Origin of the sequence: Sphingomonas sp. UBA978 (assembly GCF_002292295.1) — a bacterium.
In the GTDB taxonomy this organism is placed as follows: domain Bacteria; phylum Pseudomonadota; class Alphaproteobacteria; order Sphingomonadales; family Sphingomonadaceae; genus Sphingomonas.
In genome coordinates, this window is sequence record NZ_DBBS01000016.1 from 132763 (window position 1) to 153522 (window position 20760).

The window sequence follows — 20760 nt, forward strand, 5'->3', positions numbered from 1 at the left end:
GGCACGGACGCGCCTGTCGCGTCAGTGGCTGCGGCCGAAGTCCGGCTTGGCGTCGTCCTGACCCTGTTCGATGATCGACCGGCGGATCGCGCGGGTGCGGGTGAACAGGTCGAACAACTGCTCGCCATCGCCCCAGCGGATCGCGCGTTGCAGCATCGTCACGTCCTCGGTCAGCCGCTGCAGGATCTCCAGCACCGCCTCGCGATTGTTGAGGAAGACGTCGCGCCACATCGTCGGATCGGAGGCGGCGATGCGGGTGAAGTCGCGGAACCCGCCGGCGGAGAATTTGATGACCTCCGACTGCGTCACCTCCTCGAGGTCGCTGGCGGTGCCGACGATCGAATAGGCGATGAGGTGCGGCACATGGCTGGTCACCGCGAGCACCAGATCGTGATGCTTCGGGGTCATCACCTCGACCTGCGCGCCCAAAGCCTCCCAGAAGGCGCGCAATCGCAGCACGGGCGCGTCGGGCGTGCCGTCCTCGGGCGTCAGGATGCACCAGCGGCCGCGGAACAGCGTCGCGAAGCCCGCCTCGGGGCCGCTGTGCTCGGTGCCGGCGACCGGGTGGCCGGGGACGATCGTCGCGTCGGGCAGCACCGCGCGCAATGCCGCGAGCACGCTCTCCTTCGATCCGCCGACGTCGCTGACGATCGCGTCGGCGGGCAGGTCGTCGACGAACTCCGCCGCGACCGCGCCCATCGCGCCGACGGGGACGCAGAGCATGACGAGGTCGGCGTCGATCACCGCCGCACCGGCGCTGTCGGCGATGTCGTCGGCGAGGTCGATCCGGTCGGCGATCGCGCGCACGTCGGGATCGGCGTCATAGCCGGTGATCCGCACCGTCGGCATCGCCGCCCGCACGCCGCGCGCCACCGACGATCCGATCAGGCCTAGCCCGATGATGGTGACGCGCGCGAAGGGCAGCATCAGGCGGCCCGTTCGACCTCGGCGCGGAGCACGGCGACGACGTCGCGCATCTCCGCCTCGGTGCCGATCGTGATCCGCAGGCCGTGCGGCAGGCCCTGGCCCGGCAGCCAGCGGGTCGCATAGCCCGCCGCCATCAGCGCCTTGTAGGCGACCTCCGCAGTCAGCGCGCCCTCGAACAGGACCAGCACGAAATTGGCCTTGCTCGGCACCGCGCGCAGGCCGGGCAGCGCGTCGACCTGTTCGGCGAACCAGCCGCGCCAGCAGTGGTTGTGGCTGCGGCTGTGTTCGACGAAGGCGGCATCGCCCAGCGCGGCGATCGCCGCGGCCTGCGCACCGACGCTGAACGCGAAGGGCGCGCGGATGCGGTGCATCGCGTCGATGATCGCGGGCGCGGCATAGCCCCAGCCGACCCGCTCCGACGCCAGCCCGAAGATCTTCGAGAAGGTGCGCGTCACCAGCACGTTCGGCTGCGTCCGGGCGAGCTCCAGCCCGCCGTCGTCGTCTTCGGGATCGAGATATTCGGTATAGGCCTGGTCGAGCACCAGCAGAACGGACGAGGGCAAGCCGGCGTGCAGCCGCGCGATTGCGTCGCGGGTCGAATAGGTGCCGGTCGGGTTGTTCGGGTTGGCGACGAAGACGATCCGGGTCCGCTCGGTCACCGCCGCCAGGATCGCATCGACGTCGGTCGCATAGTCGCGATCGGCGACCACCACCGGCGTCGCGCCGACGCGCCGCGTCGCGATCTCGTACACCGCGAAGCCGTAGCGGACGTGGATGATCTCGTCCCCCGGCCCGGCGAAGGTGCCGGCGGCGAGGTGGAGCACCTCGTCCGATCCGGTGCCGTAGATCAGCCGCTCCGCCTCGACCCCGTAATGCGCGGCGAGCGCGGCGCGCAGGTCGATCGCGGCGGCGTCGGGATAGCGTTCCAGATGCATCGCGGCGTCGCGATAGGCGCTGCGCGCGGCCTCGGGCGTGCCGAACGGATTCTCGTTCGACGACAGTTTGGCGACCTTGCGGCCGTCTTCGCTGGTGGCGCGGCCGGGAACGTAGGGGGCGATGCCCATGATCCAGGGCTTGGGGGCAGGTACGGTCATGACGCGGCCTTAGCGGGCGGGTGCTTGCGTTGACAAGAAGAGCGCCGTAGCGACCCGGGCGATGAGCGACGATCAGCGGTTCGGAACCGGGCGCCACGTCACGCTGCCGGGGCCGCTGCGCCTCGACGGCGGCGTGCTGCTGTCGCCGGTCGAGATCGCCTACGAAACCTATGGCACGCTCGCGCCCGACGGCGGCAATGCGATCCTCGTCTGCCATGCGCTGACCGGCGACCAGCATGTCGCGTCGGATCACCCGCGCACCGGCAAGCCCGGCTGGTGGACGCGGATGATCGGGCCGGGCAAGCCGATCGACCCGGCGCGCGACTTCGTCGTCTGCAGCAACGTCATCGGCAGCTGCATGGGCTCGTCCGGCCCGGCGAGCGTCAACCCGGCGACGGGGCGGCCATGGGGCATGGCGTTCCCGGTCATCACCATCCGCGACATGGTGCGCGCGCAGGCGATGCTGCTCGACCATCTCGGCGTGACGCGGCTGAAGGCGGTGGTCGGCGGATCGATGGGCGGCATGCAGGCGCTCAGCTGGGCCGCCACCTTCCCCGACCGCATGGACGCGCTGGCGGTGATCGCCTCCACCGCGCGCCATACCGCGCAGAACATCGCGTTCCACGAGGTCGGGCGGCAGGCGATCATGGCCGACCCGAAATGGCAGGGGGGCGATTATTACGGCGGCGAACCACCCGCCGCCGGCCTCGCCGTGGCGCGGATGGCGGCGCACATCACCTATCTGTCCGAGGCGGGACTGACCGAAAAATTCGGCCGGCGGCTGCAGGCGCGGGAGGCCAAGAGCTTCGGCTTCGATGCCGATTTCCAGGTCGAAAGCTACCTGCGCCATCAGGGGCTGAGCTTCGTCGACCGGTTCGACGCCAACAGCTATCTCTATATCACCCGCGCGATGGACTATTTCGACCTCGCCGAGGAACATGGCGGGATGCTCGCCAACGCCTTTCGCGGCACCGCCGCGCGCTTCTGCCTCGTCAGCTTCGACACCGACTGGCTGTATCCGACGGTCGAATCGCGCAGCATCGTGCAGGCGCTCAACGCCGCCGGCGCGCCGGTCAGCTTCGTCGAACTGTCGAGCCCCTATGGCCATGACGCCTTCCTGCTCGACGCGCCGGAGCTGAACCGGGTGGTCGACGGATTCCTGAAGGGGGGCCGATGATCGCGCTGGACGACGACCGCGCGCGGCTGGATGTCGCACGGATTCATGGCTGGCTGGCGTCGAGCTACTGGTCGCCCGGCATCGACCGCGCATTGGTCGAACGCGCCATCGCCGGATCGCATTGCCTCGGCGCCTATCGCGACGACGCGCATGGCGGCGAACAGGTCGGCTTCGCGCGTGCGATCACCGATCATGCCACCTTCGCCTGGATCGCCGACGTCTGGATCGACGAAGTCGCGCGCGGGCAGGGGCTGGGGCGGCGCATGGTCGGCTGGTTCGTCGACCACCCGGCATTCGCCGGCATCCGCCGGATCGCATTGGTCACCGCCGATGCGCATGGCGTGTACGAGGCGCTCGGCTTCCATGCACCGCTGCGCCCCGACCGCTACATGGAGCGGCTGTCGGCGGAGGCGGCGGCGATGCTGCGGGCGGCCCGATGAGCCTGCTGCGCCCGGACCTCGCGGTGATCGCCGACCATGTCGCGCCCGGCGCGCGGGTGCTCGACGTCGGCTGCGGCGACGGCGCGCTGATGGCGGCGCTGCGCGACCGGCGCGGCTGCGATGCGCGCGGGCTGGAGATCGACGCCGGCAACGTCGCCGCCGCGGTCGCGCGCGGCCTGTCGGTGATCCAGGGCGATGCCGACGTCGATCTTGCCGGCTATCCCGATCGCAGCTTCGACTATGCGATCCTCAGCCAGACGTTGCAGACCGCGCGCGCGCCCGATCTGGTGCTCGACCATCTGCTGCGCATCGGCGCGCGCGCCTTCGTCAGCTTCCCCAATTTCGCGCAATGGCGCATCCGGTTGTCGCTGCTGTGGGGCGGCCGCATGCCCGTCACGCGGCAATTGCCCGAACAATGGTATGACACGCCCAACATCCACCATGTGACGATCGACGATTTCCGCGCCTTCCTACATGCGCGGCGGGTCGTCGTGGAGGACGCCTGGTTCCTGTCCGGCGACCGCCAGCGCAGCTCCGCGGCGGCCAATCTACTCGCGCAACATGCGGTGTTCCTGCTGCGCCGGTAGTCGTTGGAATGTCCGTTCCGAACTTTTTTAGCTTAACATTCCGGAACCAAAGTGATTGATCTGTGTTTGGCAAGGCCAAGCCTAGGATCACCATGACCAAGACAGCCTTAATCGTTGAGGACGAGATTTTCGTAGCCCTCGACCTTGAGCGTATCCTGATCGATGCGGGCTATCACGTCGCCGCGATCGCCGCCGACAGTGCCAGCGCGATCGAGGCGGCGCCGGGATGCGGCTTCGCCTTCGTCGACGTCAACCTGCGCGACGGCGCCACCGGCCCGGGCATCGCCGAGCGCATGGCGCGCGATTACGGGGTCAAGGTGGTGTTCGTCACCGCCAACCCGTCGCAGATCGACTGCGATGGCGATTGCGCGATCGGCTATATCCGCAAACCGTTTAGCGAGGCCGCGATCCTGGCGGCGGCAGCGATGGCGAGCGACGATGCCGGCCTCGCCGCGCCGGCCAATGACGATATCGTGCTGCTGCGGCCGACTGCGGGCTGATCGCCCTCAGGGGCGGCTGAACGCCGTCAGCGGGATCTGCACCGTCATCACCAGTCCCTCCGGCTGCCAGTCGCGTGACACCGTCCCGCCGAGCTGGCGCACCGCCGACAGTTCGATCAGCTGGCTGCCGAAGCCCTGCGGCCCGGTCGGCGCGACCACCGCAGGCCCGCCGCGCTCGCTCCAGCGCAGCGTCGCGCGGTCGTCGTCGCGGGCGATCGCGACCTCGACTTCGCCCTCATCCGTCGACAGCGCGCCATATTTGGTCGCGTTGGTCGCCAGCTCGTGGAACAACAACGCGAGCGGCGTCGCCGACCGGTCGTCGATCGCGATTTCGTCGCCGACGATGGTCAGCGGCTGCCGGTCGCTGCGGCGATAGGGTTCGAACAGTTCGCCGAGCAGGCCGTGCAGGCTGTCCTGCTGCGCCGACGGCCGCGACGCGGGGCTGTGCGGGCGGACGAAATCGTGCGCGCGGCCGAGCGCGGTGATCCGCTGGCGCAGATCGGCGGCGATCGGCGCGAAATCGGGCCGGCTGCGCGCCGCGAACGAGATCAGGCCGGAGATCACCGCGAAGATGTTCTTGATGCGGTGCGACAGCTCCTGGCTGATGACCTCGCGCTCGTGCAGCGCCAGCTTCTGCTCGTGGATGTCGGTGCAGGTGCCGAACCAGCGCGTGATCTGGCCGTCGGCATCGCGGATCGGCAGCGCGCGGCCGAGCACCCAGCGATAGGTGCCGTCGAAATGGCGCAGCCGATATTCGATCTGATAGGGGTCGCCCGTGGTCAGCGAATGCCGCCACACGCCCCATGCGCGCTCCTGATCCTCGGGATGGAAGACGCCGTTCCAGCCCTCGCCATCGGTCGATCCTTCCGGCGTGCCGGTGAATTCGTACCAGCGCGCGTTGTAATAATCGTGATAGCCGTCGGGCAGCGTCGACCAGACCATCTGCGGCATCGTGTCGGCGAGCGTGCGGAACCGGTCCTCGCTGTCGGACAGCTGGCGGCGGGTGTCGCGTTCAGCGGCGCGCCATGCGGCGGCGTCGCGGCTGTCGCGCAGCCGCGCCATGACGTTGTCGGCCAGCGTCGCCAGCCCCTGCAACTGCAGCGGCGTCAGCCCCTCGCGCGGTTCGGTATCGATCACGCACAGCGATCCCAGCGGGATGCCGTCGTCCGACACCAGCGGCGCGCCGGCGTAGAAGCGGATGTGCAGGTCGCCGGTGACCAGCGCATTGTTGACGAAGCGCGGATCGTGCGTCGCGTCGGGGACGACCATGATCTCGTCCTCCAGCATCGCATGCGCGCAGAAGGACGTCTCGCGGGAAGTCTCGGTGAGGTCGAGGCCGGTGCGCGAGATGAAGGTCTGGCGCGATTCCTCGACGAGGCTGACCAGCGCGACCGGCGTGTCGCACAGCGCCGCGGCGAAATCCGTGATCCGCTTCAGCGCCGCGCTGTTGCGCAAGGATTCGAGGTCATAGGTCTGCATCGCGGCGGTGCGCACCGCCTCGTCGACCTGCCAGCCGCGTGCGACCGGCGACGGCGCCGCTACGGCGCTGCCGCACAGCAGGTCGGGATCGAGCATCGGGGTGGTCGGCGGCGTGCTCAGAACGGCACGTCGTCGTCGAGATCGTCGGCGAAGCCTCCACCCTGGCCAAAGCCGCCACGGCCTGCGCCGCCGCCCGCCGGGGCGCTGCCGCCGCCGGACCGGCCGCCGCTGCCGCCGCCGCCATAGCCGCCACCGGACGAGGCGCCACCGAAGTCACCGCCGCCGCTCCAGTCGTCACCGCCGCCGCGCGCGCCGCCGGCACCACCGCCGCCGCCCTGGCCGCCGTTCGGGCCATCGAGCATCGTCAGCACGCTGTTGAAGCCCTGCAGCACGATCTCGGTCGAATATTTGTCGTTGCCCTGCTGATCCTGCCATTTGCGGGTCTGCAGCGCGCCCTCGATATAGACCTTCGACCCTTTGCGCAGGAAGCGTTCGGCGACGTTGGCGAGCCCTTCGTTGAAGATCGCGACCGAATGCCATTCGGTCTTTTCCTTGCGCTCGCCGGACATCTTGTCCTTCCACGATTCGGACGTGGCGATGCGCAAATTGACGACCTTGCCGCCGTTCTGGAACGCCCGCGATTCGGGGTCGCGCCCCAGGTTGCCGACGAGAATGACCTTGTTGACGCTGCCCGCCATGACTTGCCCCGAAACTGTCTAGAGGCCGGCGAACACCGCCAGCCAGTATGTGATCCCGGCCATGATGTAGGCGGCGGCGAACAAATAGCCAACCATGAACAGCGGCCATTTCCACCCGTTCGTTTCCCGCCGGGTGACCGCGATCGTCGAAATGCACTGCGGCGCGAACACGAACCACATCAGGAAGGCGAGCGCGGTTGGCAGCGTCCAACGGCCGCGGATCTGGTCGGTGATGCGGTCGGCGCCGCTGCCCTCGGCATCGTCGATCGCATAGACGGTGCCGATCGCCGACACCGCGACCTCGCGCGCCGCCATCGCCGGCAGCAGCGCCAGCGCGATGTCGCGGTTGAAGCCGATCGGCTTGACGACATATTCGATGCCATGGCCGATGCGCCCGCCGATCGAATAATCGACCGGGCTGATCCCGCTGCCCTCGGGGGGCTTGGGAAAGCTGAGCAGCAGCCACAGCACGATCGTCGTCGCGGCGATGATCGTGCCGGCGCGCTTCAGGAAGATGATCGCGCGCTGCCACAGGCCGATCAGCACGTCGCCGATCCGCGGCACCTGGTATTTCGGCATCTCCATCATGAAGCCGGACGAGGCGCCCTTGGTAACGGTGCGGCGCAGGATCAGCGCGGCGACATAGGCGCCGGCGATGCCGATCACGAGCAGCGCGAACATCACCACGCCCTGCAACCGCACGAACGGCAACAGCGGCGTGTTGGGGATCATCGCACCGATGATGAGCGTGTAGACCGGCCAGCGCGCGCTGCACGTCATCAGCGGCGCGATCAGGATCGTCGTCAGCCGGTCCTTCTCGTCGTCGATCGTCCGCGTCGCCATGATCCCGGGAACCGCGCAGGCGAAGCTCGACAGCAGCGGGATGAACGCGCGGCCCGACAGGCCGACCGTCGCCATCAGCCGGTCCATCAGGAAGGCGGCGCGGACCATATAGCCCGACGATTCGAGCACGAGGATGAACAGGAACAGGATCAGGATCTGCGGCAGGAAGACGATCACCGCGCCGACGCCGGCGATCAGGCCGTCGGTCAGCAGCGAGCGGACGAAGCCGTCGGGCATCGAGGTCTTGATCGCATCCTGCAGCCAGCCGAAACCGGCATCGATCGCGTCGGCCGGCACGCTCGCCCAGGTGAACACCGCCTGGAACATCACGAACAGGATGGTGACCAGCAGCAGCGGCCCCGCCACCGGATGCAGCGCGACCGAATCGAGCATATGCGCCCAGCGTCGCCCCGCCGTCTCCGACACGGTCGCCGCGGTGGCGATCTGGCGGGCGCGGCGCTGCAGGTGGACGATGTCGTCCTGCGTCCCCGCGCCGACGTCGGGCGTGCGGCGCGCACCGCCGGCGAGCGCATCGTCCAGCGCCGCGCGCAGCGCGTCGAGACCGCGCTTGCGCACCGCGACGGTCGGGATGACGGGCACGCCGAGCTCGCGCGCCAGCACCGCCGCATCCAGCGTCAGCCCGTCGCGCTCGGCAAGGTCGACCATGTTGAGCGCGACCACCACCGGCAGGCCGAGCGCGATCAGCTGCAGCGTGAAGCGCAGATGGTTGTCGAGATTGGCGGCATCGACCACCACCACCAATGCGTCGGGCAGCCGTTCGAGACTGCTCGCGCCGGTGACGACGTCGCGGGTGACGCGCTCGTCGGGGCTGGACGGTTCGAGGCTATAGGCGCCGGGCAGGTCGATCAGTTCGACCGGGCGACCGTCGTCGAGCACCAGCCGGCCCGAATGGCGCTCGACGGTCACGCCGGGATAATTGCCGACCTTCTGCCGCGCGCCGGTCAGCGCGTTGAACAGCGCGCTCTTGCCGGCATTGGGATTGCCGACCAGCGCGACCAGCGGGGATGCGTGCACCGGTTATTCGGCGGGTAGCGCCGGGGCGACATGGATCGCACCCGCGACCGCACGCCGCAGCGCGACGGTCATCCGGCCGATCCGGCAGGCGATCGGCCCGCCGCCCAGCGAGGCGCGGTGCAGCACCTCGACCGGCACGCCCTCGTCGAACCCGAGTTCGCGCAGGCGCCGCGCCTCGGGCAGCGCCAGTCGGGTCCAGTCGATCGCGGCGACGGTCGCCGGCTGGCGCCGCGGCAGCGACACGAGGTCGAGGACGGTGTGAGCGGCGGGCACGACGGTACGCGACATATCCATGCTGCGAGTGATTATCATTTACGGTCGTGGGAGTAAAGCCGCACCGGCTCGCTTCGCCGCACGCCCGTACGACCGGTTTAGACGACCGGCCTAGACGACCGGATACCGCAGCCGGCCGACGAAGCGCGACAGGCTGGGGCGATGCTCGTAGCGCTTCACGAACGCCGTCTTGCCCTTTTCGAAGCGCATGATCCCGTCGATCCGCCGCGACAGGAAGGCGCGCGTGTCGGCATGGCCTTCGCTGTCGTCGTCGAGGAACACCGTCACCGTCGCGCCATAGACGCCGAGCAGGATCGTGCGCTTGGTGTAATGGTTGTAATCGGTCGCGGTGTCGCCGGCCATGCGCCACATCAGGTCGACGCTGCGCCAGCCGAGCCGCGCCGCGCGCGTCAGGTTCTGCGGCAGCGCGAGGATCGCGACGGCCCGGCGCAGCGATTCGCGGTTGATCGCCACCGCATCGAGTCGCGCCTCGACCAGCGCGGTGATCCGCGCGCGGATCTTCATCGCCGCCAGGGTTTCCGCCGGCAGCCGCTCCGCCATCTGCCGGTCGATTCCGGCGAACCACGCATCGATCATGTCGACCGCGCCGTCCGGGAAGGCGAGCCGCGCCACGTCGCGATCGATCCCGGCCGCGTCCGCCGCCATGTCGCGTGCCGCGTCGCCCCAGCCGTCGAACGCCGCATTGTCGGCGATGCCGGGCGCGAGGGCATCGCGGATCTCGTCGAGTGTCAGGTCCTGCGTCATGATCCCACCTCCTGCGCTACCGTCCTCGCCGGCGCAACCTCGGCGCGGCGCACCAGCACCAGCGCCAGTGCGACCAACGCCACGCCGACCCAATCCGGTCCCTGCAACCGTTCGCCATATTCGATCCAGCCGACCGCGCCGGCGACGATCGGCTGGACCAGCAGGCCGATGCCGACGACCAGCGGCGACAATTGGCCGAGCGCGAAGATCATGCAGCCCTGGCCCAGCACCTGGCTGACCAGCGCCAGCCCGAGCAGCGGCGTCCAGTGCTGCGGCGTCACCTGTTCGTGCAGCAGCAGCGCGAACACCAGCAGCGGCAAGGCGGTGGCGGCGCTCGCCAGCGCCAGCGCCGGCAGCGGCCGCATCGTCGCGCGCACCTGCGCCATGACGATGAAATAGACGGTGTAGAGAATGCCCGCGACGATACAGAGCAGGTCGCCGGCGAAGTTGCGCGGGTCGACCTGATACGACCGCCCCATCAGCAGGCCGGCGCCGATCGCGGCGAGGGCCAGTGCGATCCCCTGCGCCCGCGTCGGCCAGCTGCGCGCGGCGAGGAAGCCGTAAATCGGATAGATCAGGATGGCGGCATTGCCGAACAGCGTCGCATTGGTCATCGTCGTGCGCAGGATGCCGAGGTGCCAGCTGGCGAGATCGGCGGCGAAGGCGACGCCGCCGATCGCCAGCATCGCCCACATGCCGCGCGTCATCGCCACCGGCCGCGCGCCCCGCGCCAGCGCCAGCGCGGCGAGCAGGGGCATCGCCAGCGTGATCCGCCAGAATCCCGCCGCCACCGGCCCGACATCGGCAAGCCGGACGAACCACGGCCCGAACGCCAGCGCGACATTGCCGATCACCAGGGCCAGAAACGCGAGACCGACGGTTGCCGTAGCGTCAACCGCCACGGTTGCCGCCGGGACAGTTTTTCTTGGGGTCCGTGGCTGATGCATGCCGCCCTGTAGCCCCCTATTTCCCGTTCGTCAGGCCACTTACGGAGCAACCATGCCGAGCCTTTTCGATCCCATCCAGCTGGGCGACATCCCCGCCGCCAACCGCATCCTCATGTCGCCGCTGACCCGCGGTCGCGCCACCGACGATCACGTGCCGACCGACATCATGGTCGATTACTATCGCCAGCGCGCCGGCGCCGGGCTCATCATCAGCGAAGGCACCGGCATCAGCCGGCAGGGGCTCGGCTGGCCCAACGCGCCGGGCCTGTGGACCGAGGCGCAGGTCGAGGCATGGAAGCCGGTGACCGCGGCGGTGCACGAGGCCGGCGGCCGGATCGTCGCGCAGATCTGGCACATGGGCCGGCTGTCGCGGCCCGACGTGATCGGCATGACGCCGCTGTCGTCCTCGGCGACGCGCGCGCCCTATCACAAGCCCGAAAACCCCTATGGCGAGGCGCAGGCGGCGACGCTGGACGACATCAGGCGCGCGCAGGACGATTATGCCTCCGCGGCGACCAACGCGATCCGCGCCGGCTTCGACGGCGTCCAGCTGCACGGCGCCAATGGCTATCTGATCGACCAGTTCCTGCGCGACGGCACCAATCTGCGCGACGACGATTACGGCGGCAGCCCCGAAAACCGCATCCGCTTCATGCGCGAAGCGGTGGCGCGCGTGATCGACGCGATCGGCGCGGGCCGCACGAGCATCCGCCTGTCGCCGAACGGCGAGACGCAGGGGGCGGACGACAGCGACCCCGTCAGCGTCTTCGTCCCCGCCGCCGCGGCGCTCGATGCGCTTGGCATCGCCTTCCTCGAGCTGCGCGAACAGGCACCCGACGGCACCTTCGGCAGCAGCGACGTGCCCAAGCTCAGCCCCGCAATCCGCAAGGTGTTCAAGGGGCCGCTGATCCTCAACCAGGATTACAGCCGCGACGCCGCGCAGGCGGACCTCGATTCGGGCGTCGCCGACGGCATCGCCTTCGGCCGCAAGTTCATCGCCAACCCCGACCTCGTCGAACGCTTCCGCCGCGGCGCCCCGCTCAACGCGGACGATATGAAGACGTGGTATTCGACGGGTCCGGAGGGTTACACCGACTATCCGGCGCTCGAAACCGAAGCGGCGTAACGACCGACCTGCCCCTCTCCCGTTGCGGGAGGGGGGCAGGGTCAGGCGCGGCGCAGTTCCGGGACGAGCCGCTTGAGGTCCGCGGGGGCGAGGCGGCGGACGTCGAGCGCGTCGACGCCGGCGACCAGGATCTCGCCCAGCCGGCGTTCGCCGGTGTCGATCAGGATGCCCTCGGCGGTGGAGCGCAGCGCGACCCAGGCGACCTCGCGCACCGCCATCCTCTTGCCGTCGCGCTTCATCACCGCGACGCGGCCGGCACGGTCGACCGCGAGCGCGCCGCCGCCATCGGCACCGACCACCGCGCCCTGCGTCGCAAAGCCGGCGAGCGCCTGTTCTGCCGCGTCCGCCGCCTCTTCGGGGCTGGCGATCCGCGTCGTGCGACGTCCCAGCAGCCGCCACGCGAGCGCAACGGCGGCCAGCACCGCGACCACGCCCGCCGCAATGCCGATAAGGAGCATGTCGTCGGTCACGTGGGGCTCACTGCCCGCCGGCCAGCGCGTCCAGCGTCGGCCGCATCCCCGACAGGTCGTAGCCGGCGGCGCGGGCCTGGCCGACCAGCAGGTCGGGATTGCGCCCGGCCTTGGCCGCGGCCAGCGCCCACAGGTTGCAGCTGCGCGTGCCGGAGCGGCAATAGGCGAGCACCGGGCCGTCGGCCGCGGTCAGCGCCTGCGTCATCGCGTCGATCTGCGGGTGCGAGAATCCGGCATGGGTGATCGGGATCGCGACATAGGCGAGCCCCGCCGCCTCTGCCGCCGCGCGGATCGCATCGCCGGCCGGCTGGCCCGCCTCTTCCTCGTCGGGACGGTTGTTGACGATCGCGACGAACCCCGCCGCCTTGATCGCGACGATGTCGTCGACGGTGATCTGCGGAGCGACGCTGACGGATTCGTTGATGGTGCGGATGTCGGCCATCCGGTGCCGATACGCGATCAGCCGTGGCGCGTCAGCTGTTTTGGTCGGCTTTGGATGGCTTTGCGACAGATCGTATGGCGCCGGCCTCAGCCCGTGGCGCGGATCACGTCGAGGAAGGCATCGCCATAGGCGTCGAGCTTGCGCGCGCCGATGCCCGACAGGTGCATCAGCTCGGCGCGGCTCGCCGGCCGCTGCGCCGCCATGTCGCGCAGCACCGAATCGTGGAAGATCACATAGGGCGGCACCCCCGCCGCCTTGGCGAGGTCGCGGCGGCAGGTGCGCAGCGCCTCAAACAGCGGATTGTCCGCCGGATTGGCGGCGACGCCGGCATCGCGCTTCCGCGACCGCGTCCGCTTCGGCGGCAGGACCAGCGTCACCCGCGCGCCCTCCTTCAGGATCGGGCGCGCGCCCGGGCCGAACTCCAGCCCGCCATGCGCATTGGTGCGCAGCGCGTCGCGCAGCAGCAACTGCCGCGCCACCGGCTTGACCAGCGCCGCCTCCTCGCCCTCGACGATCCCCCAGACCGACAGCGTCTCATGGCCGCGATCGACGCTGCGCTCGGTCGACTGGCCGAGCAGCACCTGCTCGATATAGCCCGCGCCGAACAACTGCCCGGTGCGGAACACCGCCGACAGGAATTTCATCGCGGTCTGCGTCGCGTCGACCGCATCGGGACTGCCGAGGCAATTGTCGCAATTGCCGCAATCCTCCAGCCGGTCCTCGCCGAAATGCTTGAGCAGGATGCGGCGGCGGCACCCCGCCGTCTCGACCAGCGCGCCGAGCGCGGCGAGGCGCGTGCGCTCGCCCGCCTGCCGCTCGGGCTCGACCTCGCCGATGCGCTGCCGGGCGCGGGCGAAATCCTCCGCGCCCCAGAACAGGTGCGCCACCGCCGGATCGCCGTCGCGCCCGGCGCGGCCGGTTTCCTGATAATAGGCTTCGATCGATTTCGGCAGGCCGGCATGCGCGACGAAGCGGACGTCGGGCTTGTCGATCCCCATGCCGAACGCCACCGTCGCGCAGATCACCATATCCTCGCTCGCGACGAAATCGGCCTGGTTCTTCTGGCGGATGTGCGCGTCGAGCCCGGCATGATAGGCCCGCGTCGGCCGCCCGGTCCGTGCCAGCGCCTCGGCCAGCTTCTCGGTCGCGGCGCGGGTCTGCGCATAGACGATGCCGGGGCCGGGCGTCGCGGCGATGACGTCGGCGATCTGCTTCGACGTGTTCGCCTTGGGGGTGATCGCATAGCGGATGTTAGGCCGGTCGAAGCCGGAGACGATCAGCCCGTCCTGCGGGATGCCGAGCTGCTGCAGGATGTCGCTGCGGGTATGCTCGTCCGCCGTCGCGGTCAGCGCCAGCCGCGGCACGTCCGGAAACGCATCCATCAGCGGCGCGAGCAGGCGATAGTCGGGGCGGAAATCATGGCCCCATTCGCTGACGCAATGCGCCTCGTCGATCGCGAACAGGCTGAGCTTCGCGCTGCCGAGCAGCTCGCGGAAATGCCCGGTCGAGGCGCGTTCGGGCGCGATATAGAGCAGGTCGAGTTCGCCCGCCCGGAACCGCGCGATCGATTCGGCGCGATTCTGGTCGGCGCTGGTCAGCGTCGCGGCGCGGATGCCCACCGCCTCGGCGGCGCGCAGCTGGTCGTGCATCAGCGCGATCAGCGGGCTGACGACGACGCACGTCCCCTCCAGCATCACCGAGGGCAATTGGTAGCAGAGCGACTTGCCCGCGCCGGTCGGCATCACGCCCAGCGTCCGCTCGCCCGCCAGCACCCGCTCGACCACATCCGCCTGCACCCCGCGAAAACCGGGAAAGCCGAAGACGCGCGACAGGGTGGGCAGGGGATCGGGGATCATCGTTCGGGCATGTAGGCGCGAGGGGCGGCAGCGTCGAGGCTCGGTTACCGGTGGCTCATGACGGTCGCTATCGATCCTCAGAAGGTGAGTGCACCCTGCTGATGTCGGAGAGCCGAGATCTTGTTGGTCAGACGAATTTTCTGTTCCGCCTTATCCCTCGCCGTGGCGGACATCATCGCGATCAACCGGTCAAGACCGTCGAGGTCGGAAACTCTGACAAATTCCTTGTTCTTATTCACGAACACGACGGATTTCTTGTTCGCGCCCAGCAATTCGATGACATTCGATAGCGTTCCGGTGCTGCGCGAATCCCAGATCATGAGACCGTAGTCGGCAGCCTCGGCCATCGCGAGATCTTTGGCCGTAAACCAACGACGCGTGCCTGATGGGGCGTCGGGATATATGTGCTCCACCGGCCAGTCGCCGATGTTGTTGCGGGGCTTGTCACCACTGCAATAGACGGTGACAGATGCGGTTTGCAGGTCTGCCAGAACGCGCTGGATCGCGGTGTCGGCACCATCCGCATCGCCGACGACGACCGCCATGTCGCGGTCGACGGCATTGGTGATGCGATCGCATACGACCGGATGCAGCCGGCTGATCGCGATCGATCCTGCGATGAACACCGTCCCGCTGGTCGGCACCGTTACCTCCAAGTCAATACGGCCACATACACCATTCTGATCTTGTGCGATGTCCGCAGGGCATCGCAAGCGGCGTCGAGAGAAGCGCCGGTATGGATCAGATCGTCGATAAGTAGCACGTCAAAATGCCCGTCGCCGAGGCTGTCGTCTTGAATCGAGAAGGCATCGGTCAAGACTGCATCCTTAGCTTGCCGATCGTTAAGGTTCTTGAGTTGCGGTGTCGCGGATTTTTGGATCACTCCCGCATCCATCCGAACGCCGATCCGCTGACTGACTTCGCGCGCTAGCTCCGTGACCGGTTGACGCGATCGCAGCGCGGATGCCGGCATCGGGACGATCAGGTCGATACGCCCCAACACCGAACGTATCTGGTGTGCCATGGCGTCTGCCAGATCCGGCAGCTGCTTCCAGCCGTCACGGTATTTGAGCTGGAACAAAGCCTCGCCGATGTCAGTCCGCGTCGTGTCGAACTGAGGGTGCCCATTGTCATCGTCCCCGATATAGACGCTCGACAACGTGTGCTTGTCCAGCGCAAAGCCTCGGTCCCAGCGACCTTCGATTATTTTCACGTCACACCTCCCCACCCGTTCCTGGCCGGAATGTGTATGTGGGTCAGTCTGGCGACACTAAACTCGCTTCTAATCCATTCTGGAGGCGTCTATTCCGCCGCCAGCGCGCCCCGTTCGTCATTGGCGCTCGCGCCGGGCACGTCGTCGTCGCGCTCCTGCGCCTGCCGCGCCCACATCTCGGCATAGAGGCCGCCCAGCCGCAGCAGGTCGCCATGCGTGCCGCGCTCCGCGATCACGCCGCCGTCGAGCACGACGATCTGGTCTGCGTGCACCACGGTCGACAGGCGGTGCGCGATGACGATCGTCGTCCGCCCGCGCTCGATCGCCTGCAGCGTCGCGAGGATGTCCGCCTCGGTCCGGCTGTCGAGCGCGCTCGTCGCCTCGTCGAGGATCAGGATCGGCGGGTTCTTGAGCAGCGTCCGCGCGATCGCGACGCGCTGCTTCTCGCCGCCCGACAGCTTGAGGCCGCGTTCGCCGACGCGGGTGTCATAGCCTTCGGGCTGGCGCTCGATGAAGCCCGCGATCGCCGCGCCCTGCGCCGCACCCTCGATCTCGGCGCGGCCGGCGCCCTCGCGGCCATAGGCGATATTGTAGCCGATCGTGTCGTTGAACAGCACCGTGTCCTGCGGCACGATGCCGATCGCGGCGCGCAGCGAGGCCTGCTGCACGTCGCGGATATCCTGCCCGTCGATCGTGATCCGGCCTTCGCCGACGTCGTAGAACCGGTACATCAGCCGCGCGAGCGTCGACTTGCCCGCGCCCGACGGCCCGACCACCGCGACGGTGCTGCCGGCGGGGATGTCGAGGTCGAGTCCGTGCAGGATCGCGCGCCCGGGATCGTAGCCGAAGCGCACCTTCTCGAACCGGACATGGCCCTTGCCCACCGCCAGCGGCGCGGCGCCCGGCGCATCGACCACCTCGGCCGGCGTATCGATCAGCGCGAACATGCTCGCCATGTCGATCACCCCCTGGCGGATCGTGCGATAGACCATGCCGAGCAGGTCGAGCGGGCGGAACAGCTGCGCGAGCAGGGTCGAGACGAACACGACGTCGCCCGCGGAAAACCGCCCCTGGCTCCAGCCCCAGGCGACATAGGCCATGCCGCCGCCGAGCATCACGTTGGTGATGAGCGCCTGCCCGACGTTGAGCCACGCGAGGCTGTTTTCCGACTTGGTCGCGGCGGCGGCATAGGCGGAAATCGCCGCATCGTAGCGCTTCGCCTCGCGCTCCTCGGCGCCGAAATACTTCACCGTCTCGAAATTGAGCAGCGAATCGACCGCATGCGCCACCGCGCCGGTGTCGAGGTCGTTCATCCGCGCGCGCAGCGCGTTGCGCCAGTCGGTCACCTTCTGCGTGAACAGGATATAGACCGCGACCATCGCCACCGTCGCCGCGACCAGCGGCCAGCCGAAGCTGTGCCAGAAGATGCCGAGCACCAGCGCCAGCTCCAGCACCGTCGGCGCGATGTTGAACAGCAGGAAATACAGCATCGTATCGATGCTCTTGGTGCCGCGCTCCACCACCTTGGTCACCGCGCCGGTGCGCCGCTCCAGATGGAAGCGCAGCGACAGGCCGTGCAGGTGGCGGAAGACGTTCGCCGCCAGCCGCCGCGTCGCATCCTGCCCGACGCGTTCGAACACCGCGTTGCGGGCATTGTCGAACAGCGTCGTCGAAAAGCGCGATGCCGCATAGCCGACCACCAGCAGGATCACGATCGTCGCCAGCCCGCGATCCCCGACCGCCATGCGGTCGACCGCATATTTCAGCGTATAGGCGGCGCCAAACACCTGGACGAGCTTGCTCATCACCACCAGCGTCATCGCGCCGACGATCCGCGCTTTCAGCCCGGCCTGACCCGCGGGCCAGAGATAGGGGAGGAAGCGGCGAAGGGTCGGCAGCAGCGGCTGGTCGGCGCGGGTGTGGCTGGTCGGATCGGCGGGAGGCATTGCACCGCATGTAGGGGCGTCCGGCCCGCGGCGAAAGCGAGCGCGCGGAACATAATGCCACCCCCGCGGATTTTACCGCGTGAGAGTGAGGCGCATATGGAACCCCTGTTCTACGTCATGGCGATCATGGGCTGCGCGGACGGCAACGTCCAGTGCAGCGAGGCTCGGATCGTCCCGACCCGCTACCAGTCGATGGCGCAATGTCGCGCGGCGCTGCCCGATCAGCTCGCCCGCAACACCGACGTTCCCTATCCGATGATCGGTGCCGCCTGCCGCACCGCGGGCGCGCAGATCGCGAAGGCGGACGCGAAGGTGCGCACGCTCTGACGATCGGCTCAGGCCGGCCGGCGCCATAGCGTCGGATCGCGCCGCACGTCGGCCAGTGCATTCCGGCCCCGCGCATTCCGCCACGCCTGCGCGATGAAGCGCAGCTTTTCCGCCTTCGACGTCGTCACCCGCCGGTCCCATGCCGCCGCGCCACGACCGGCGACCTTGCGTCCGATCGTGCCATAGATATCGGCGGCGGCAAGCACCGCCCAGGCCGAGCGGAACGACAGCGCGCGTGTCCCGATCCGCGCGCTCGCCTCGAACTGCGCGGCGCGGTCGGTCAGGCGCATCGCCAGCACGGCGAGTTTCGCCGGGTCGGCCATGATCGCGTCGGGCGCGATATCCATCTCCGCCAGCCAGTCGGTCGGCAGGTAGCAGCGCCCCGCCGCCGCATCCTCGGCGATGTCGCGGGCGATATTGGCCAGCTGGAACGCCAGCCCCAGGTCGCAGGCCCGGTCGAGCACCGCCGCATCGTCCGGGTCGACGCCCATGATGACCGCCATCATGCAGCCGACGACGCCGGCGACATGGTAGCAATAGGTGAGCAGATCGTCCTCGGTGCGCGGCCGCCAGTCCTCCGCATCCAGCCGGAATCCCTGGATCAGGTCGTGCGCGTAGCGCGCCGGCAGCCGCGTCTCGCCCGCGACGATGCGCAACGCGTCGAAGGCGGGCAGGCCGATCGCCCGGCCGGCGAGCGCCGCATCGGTCAGCACCGCCATCGCCGCGATCCGCTGCGGCGCATCCTCGACCACCGACATGGTGTGGCCATGGTCCTGCCCGTCGGCGATATCGTCGCAGGCGCGGCACCAGGCATAGAGCAGCCAGGCGCGCTCGCGCGTCACGGGATCGAACAACAGGCTCGCCGCGGCGAAGCTCTTCGATCCGCGCGCGATCGATTCGTGCGCGGTCGCGACGATGGCGTCGCGGGAGGGCGCGTCGCGGGAGGGCAGCGCCTCAGAGGTCAGACGTCTTCATCCGTACGATCGGCTGGGTCGGCACATGCGCCGCCATCTTCGCCAGCAGCCCGTCGAGCGTGTCGTCGACGATCAGCAGGTCGCGATGCTGCGGCCGCAGGAAGCCGACCTCCGCCGATTTGTCCCAGAAGGCGATCAGGTGATCGTAATAGCCCGCGACGTTGAGCAGGCCGACCGGATCGGCGTGATAGCCGAGCTGCGCCCAGCTCAGCGCCTCCCACAATTCGTCCATCGTGCCGGTGCCGCCGGGGATGGTGACGAAGCCGTCGGCAAGATCGGTGAAGGCGGCTTTCCGCGCATGCATGCCCGAAACGACATGGAGTTCGGTCAGGCCGCGGTGCGCGACCTCGGCATCGACCAGTGCCTGCGGGATGACGCCGATCACCTCGCCGCCCGCCGCCAGCGCGCTGTCGGCGATCGCGCCCATCAGGCCGAGGCGGCCGCCGCCATAGACGACGCCGATGCCGCGCTCGGCGAGCGTGCGCCCGATCGCACGGGCGGAGTCGATATAGACGGGGTCGGCGGGCGTGGCGGAGCCGCAATAGATGGCGAGGCGTTTCATGTCCCCGCCGCTACGCCGATGAACCGGCGCGGGCAAGATCGCGGTACCGCGTCAGCGCGCATCCGTCCGCCAGCGATCGCGCAACGCGGCGAGGTCCGCGGCCGTGGCATCGGGCCGCGCGGCGGCGGCCTTGCCGTCGCGCAACCGGGCGCGGTCGCGCTCCGGCGGATCGACCCGCCGCACCCGCACCGCCGCGGTACCGGCCGCCCGTATGCCGAGCAGCTCGGCCGCCCCGCGCGACAGGTCGACGATCCGCCCGCGCGCGAACGGTCCGCGATCGTTGACACGGACGAGGATCGTCCGCCCGGTGGCGAGCGACGTCACCTCGACATAGCTCGGCAGCGGCAGGGTGGTATGCGCGCCGGTGATGGCCTTCACGCGGAATTTCTCGCCATTGGCGGTGCGGCCGCCGGACTCGTTGCCGTACCAGCCGGCGAGCCCGAGCGCGTCATACGCCGGCGCGGCGGCGGGCGTATAGGTGACGCCACGGACGGTGTACGGCCGCCCGATCGTAACCGGGAAATCGCTCACCGGCCGATACCGGCCACCGCAGGCCGCGAGTGCAAGCGAGAGGGCGAGGGCGAGGGCGAGGGCGGGGAGACCGAATTTATGCCTGAGCGTCATGCGTCCCTTCTTCTCCCCTCCCGGGAAGGGAGGGGTCGGGGGTGGGGTGGCCCGCCATATTCCTCGACGGCTGCCAGAATCGCCGCTGCCACGCCATCCGGATTGCCCACCACGTCGGAATTCCAGAAGCGGATGACACGCCAGCCGAGGCCCTCCAGAAACGCCGTCCGCGTCGCGTCGGCCGCATTGTCCGCATGCTGGCTCCCGTCGAACTCGACCGCCAGCTTCGCGCTGCGGCAGGCGAGATCGACGATGTGGCGCCCGACCGGAAGCTGCCGGGTGAACCGCGGACGAAAGGACCGCAGGCGCAGCCATATCAACCGCTCCGCTTCGGTCGCGTTGGTGCGCAGCGCGCGGGCATGGGCGGTCATGCGAGGGGCGATCCGCGGCATCGCCCAAGGCTGGCCGATCGCGATGCGGAGGGCAACCCACCCCCGGCCCCTCCCTTGTCAGGG

Annotated in this window: 24 protein-coding genes; 6 read left to right on the plus strand and 18 right to left on the minus strand. The window is 69.1% G+C overall.

The window, feature by feature from the left end:
• Positions 1–21: 21 nt before the first annotated feature.
• Positions 22–927, minus strand: coding sequence for a prephenate/arogenate dehydrogenase family protein (locus tag B2515_RS09465; RefSeq protein WP_293875958.1), 906 nt, complete (start codon positions 925–927; stop codon positions 22–24).
• Positions 927–2021, minus strand: coding sequence for a histidinol-phosphate transaminase (gene hisC, locus B2515_RS09470; protein ID WP_293875959.1), 1095 nt, complete (start codon positions 2019–2021; stop codon positions 927–929). The genes B2515_RS09465 and hisC overlap by 1 nt, the downstream gene beginning before the upstream one ends.
• Before the next feature lie 61 nt (positions 2022–2082).
• Here hisC and metX point away from each other — a divergent pair, with 61 nt between their 5' ends.
• The 4 genes from metX to B2515_RS09490 all read left to right on the plus strand — a co-directional run bounded on the left by metX (position 2083) and on the right by B2515_RS09490 (position 4725).
• Positions 2083–3198, plus strand: coding sequence for a homoserine O-acetyltransferase MetX (gene metX / locus B2515_RS09475; protein ID WP_293875960.1), 1116 nt, complete (start codon positions 2083–2085; stop codon positions 3196–3198).
• Positions 3195–3638, plus strand: coding sequence for a GNAT family N-acetyltransferase (locus B2515_RS09480; protein WP_293875961.1), 444 nt, complete (start codon positions 3195–3197; stop codon positions 3636–3638). The genes metX and B2515_RS09480 overlap by 4 nt, the downstream gene beginning before the upstream one ends.
• On the plus strand, positions 3635–4225 hold the full coding sequence (gene metW / locus B2515_RS09485) for a methionine biosynthesis protein MetW (protein WP_293875962.1): 591 nt from the start codon (positions 3635–3637) through the stop codon (positions 4223–4225). Before B2515_RS09480 ends, metW begins: the two co-directional genes overlap by 4 nt.
• A 92-nt stretch (positions 4226–4317) precedes the next feature.
• On the plus strand, positions 4318–4725 hold the full coding sequence (locus B2515_RS09490) for a response regulator (protein WP_293875963.1): 408 nt from the start codon (positions 4318–4320) through the stop codon (positions 4723–4725).
• Between the two features lie 6 nt (positions 4726–4731).
• On the opposite strand, the gene B2515_RS09495 is transcribed toward B2515_RS09490, so the two are convergent.
• From B2515_RS09495 to B2515_RS09520, 6 genes are all read right to left on the minus strand, one after another.
• Positions 4732–6300 (minus strand): sensor histidine kinase, encoded by a 1569-nt coding sequence (locus B2515_RS09495; RefSeq protein WP_414711379.1) that lies wholly within the window; start codon positions 6298–6300, stop codon positions 4732–4734.
• 20 nt (positions 6301–6320) lie between these two features.
• Positions 6321–6902: a single-stranded DNA-binding protein gene (gene ssb, locus B2515_RS09500; protein WP_293875964.1), complete on the minus strand. Its 582-nt coding sequence runs from the start codon at positions 6900–6902 to the stop codon at positions 6321–6323.
• A gap of 18 nt (positions 6903–6920) precedes the next feature.
• On the minus strand, positions 6921–8780 hold the full coding sequence (gene feoB, locus B2515_RS09505) for a ferrous iron transporter B (protein ID WP_293875965.1): 1860 nt from the start codon (positions 8778–8780) through the stop codon (positions 6921–6923).
• Between the two features lie 3 nt (positions 8781–8783).
• Entirely contained in the window at positions 8784–9074 is a 291-nt protein-coding gene (locus B2515_RS09510) for a FeoA family protein (RefSeq protein ID WP_293875966.1), read from the minus strand.
• A 90-nt stretch (positions 9075–9164) separates the two neighbouring features.
• A complete protein-coding gene (locus B2515_RS09515; RefSeq protein WP_293875967.1) occupies positions 9165–9818 on the minus strand; it encodes a COQ9 family protein in 654 nt (217 codons plus the stop codon).
• Positions 9815–10765, minus strand: a complete 951-nt coding sequence (locus B2515_RS09520; RefSeq protein WP_414711380.1) for a DMT family transporter — start codon at positions 10763–10765, stop codon at positions 9815–9817. The genes B2515_RS09515 and B2515_RS09520 overlap by 4 nt, the downstream gene beginning before the upstream one ends.
• 52 nt (positions 10766–10817) lie before the next feature.
• Here B2515_RS09520 and B2515_RS09525 point away from each other — a divergent pair, with 52 nt between their 5' ends.
• The gene (locus B2515_RS09525; protein ID WP_293875969.1) at positions 10818–11891 is read left to right on the plus strand and encodes an alkene reductase; all 1074 of its coding nucleotides are present in this window, start codon (positions 10818–10820) and stop codon (positions 11889–11891) included.
• Between the two features lie 41 nt (positions 11892–11932).
• Here B2515_RS09525 and B2515_RS09530 read toward each other — a convergent pair whose 3' ends face one another.
• From B2515_RS09530 to B2515_RS09555, 6 genes are all read right to left on the minus strand, one after another.
• The gene (locus B2515_RS09530; protein WP_293875970.1) at positions 11933–12361 is read right to left on the minus strand and encodes a hypothetical protein; all 429 of its coding nucleotides are present in this window, start codon (positions 12359–12361) and stop codon (positions 11933–11935) included.
• A 7-nt stretch (positions 12362–12368) separates the two neighbouring features.
• Entirely contained in the window at positions 12369–12803 is a 435-nt protein-coding gene (locus tag B2515_RS09535; RefSeq protein WP_293875971.1) for a TIGR01244 family sulfur transferase, read from the minus strand.
• Positions 12804–12889: 86 nt separating this feature from the next.
• The gene (gene recQ, locus B2515_RS09540; protein ID WP_293875972.1) at positions 12890–14659 is read right to left on the minus strand and encodes a DNA helicase RecQ; all 1770 of its coding nucleotides are present in this window, start codon (positions 14657–14659) and stop codon (positions 12890–12892) included.
• 77 nt (positions 14660–14736) lie between these two features.
• Positions 14737–15303, minus strand: coding sequence for a hypothetical protein (locus tag B2515_RS09545; protein ID WP_293875973.1), 567 nt, complete (start codon positions 15301–15303; stop codon positions 14737–14739).
• 2 nt (positions 15304–15305) lie between these two features.
• Entirely contained in the window at positions 15306–15872 is a 567-nt protein-coding gene (locus B2515_RS09550; protein ID WP_293875974.1) for a ComF family protein, read from the minus strand.
• A gap of 89 nt (positions 15873–15961) precedes the next feature.
• Positions 15962–17818 carry an ABCB family ABC transporter ATP-binding protein/permease gene (locus tag B2515_RS09555; protein ID WP_293875975.1) on the minus strand — a complete coding sequence of 619 codons (1857 nt, stop codon included), beginning with the start codon at positions 17816–17818 and terminating at the stop codon, positions 15962–15964.
• 96 nt (positions 17819–17914) lie between these two features.
• Between B2515_RS09555 and B2515_RS09560 the strand changes: the two genes are divergently transcribed.
• Positions 17915–18145 (plus strand): hypothetical protein, encoded by a 231-nt coding sequence (locus B2515_RS09560; protein WP_293875976.1) that lies wholly within the window; start codon positions 17915–17917, stop codon positions 18143–18145.
• An 8-nt stretch (positions 18146–18153) separates the two neighbouring features.
• Here B2515_RS09560 and B2515_RS09565 read toward each other — a convergent pair whose 3' ends face one another.
• Genes B2515_RS09565 through B2515_RS09580 form a run of 4 tightly spaced genes read right to left on the minus strand, consistent with a single transcriptional unit; the run spans position 18154 to position 20697 of the window.
• Entirely contained in the window at positions 18154–19095 is a 942-nt protein-coding gene (locus B2515_RS09565) for a phytoene/squalene synthase family protein (RefSeq protein ID WP_293876039.1), read from the minus strand.
• Positions 19096–19099: 4 nt separating this feature from the next.
• The gene (locus B2515_RS09570; RefSeq protein WP_293875977.1) at positions 19100–19681 is read right to left on the minus strand and encodes a TIGR00730 family Rossman fold protein; all 582 of its coding nucleotides are present in this window, start codon (positions 19679–19681) and stop codon (positions 19100–19102) included.
• 51 nt (positions 19682–19732) lie between these two features.
• A complete protein-coding gene (locus tag B2515_RS09575; RefSeq protein ID WP_293875978.1) occupies positions 19733–20305 on the minus strand; it encodes a septal ring lytic transglycosylase RlpA family protein in 573 nt (190 codons plus the stop codon).
• Entirely contained in the window at positions 20302–20697 is a 396-nt protein-coding gene (locus tag B2515_RS09580) for an endonuclease domain-containing protein (protein WP_293875979.1), read from the minus strand. The genes B2515_RS09575 and B2515_RS09580 overlap by 4 nt, the downstream gene beginning before the upstream one ends.
• Positions 20698–20760 lie beyond the last annotated feature (63 nt).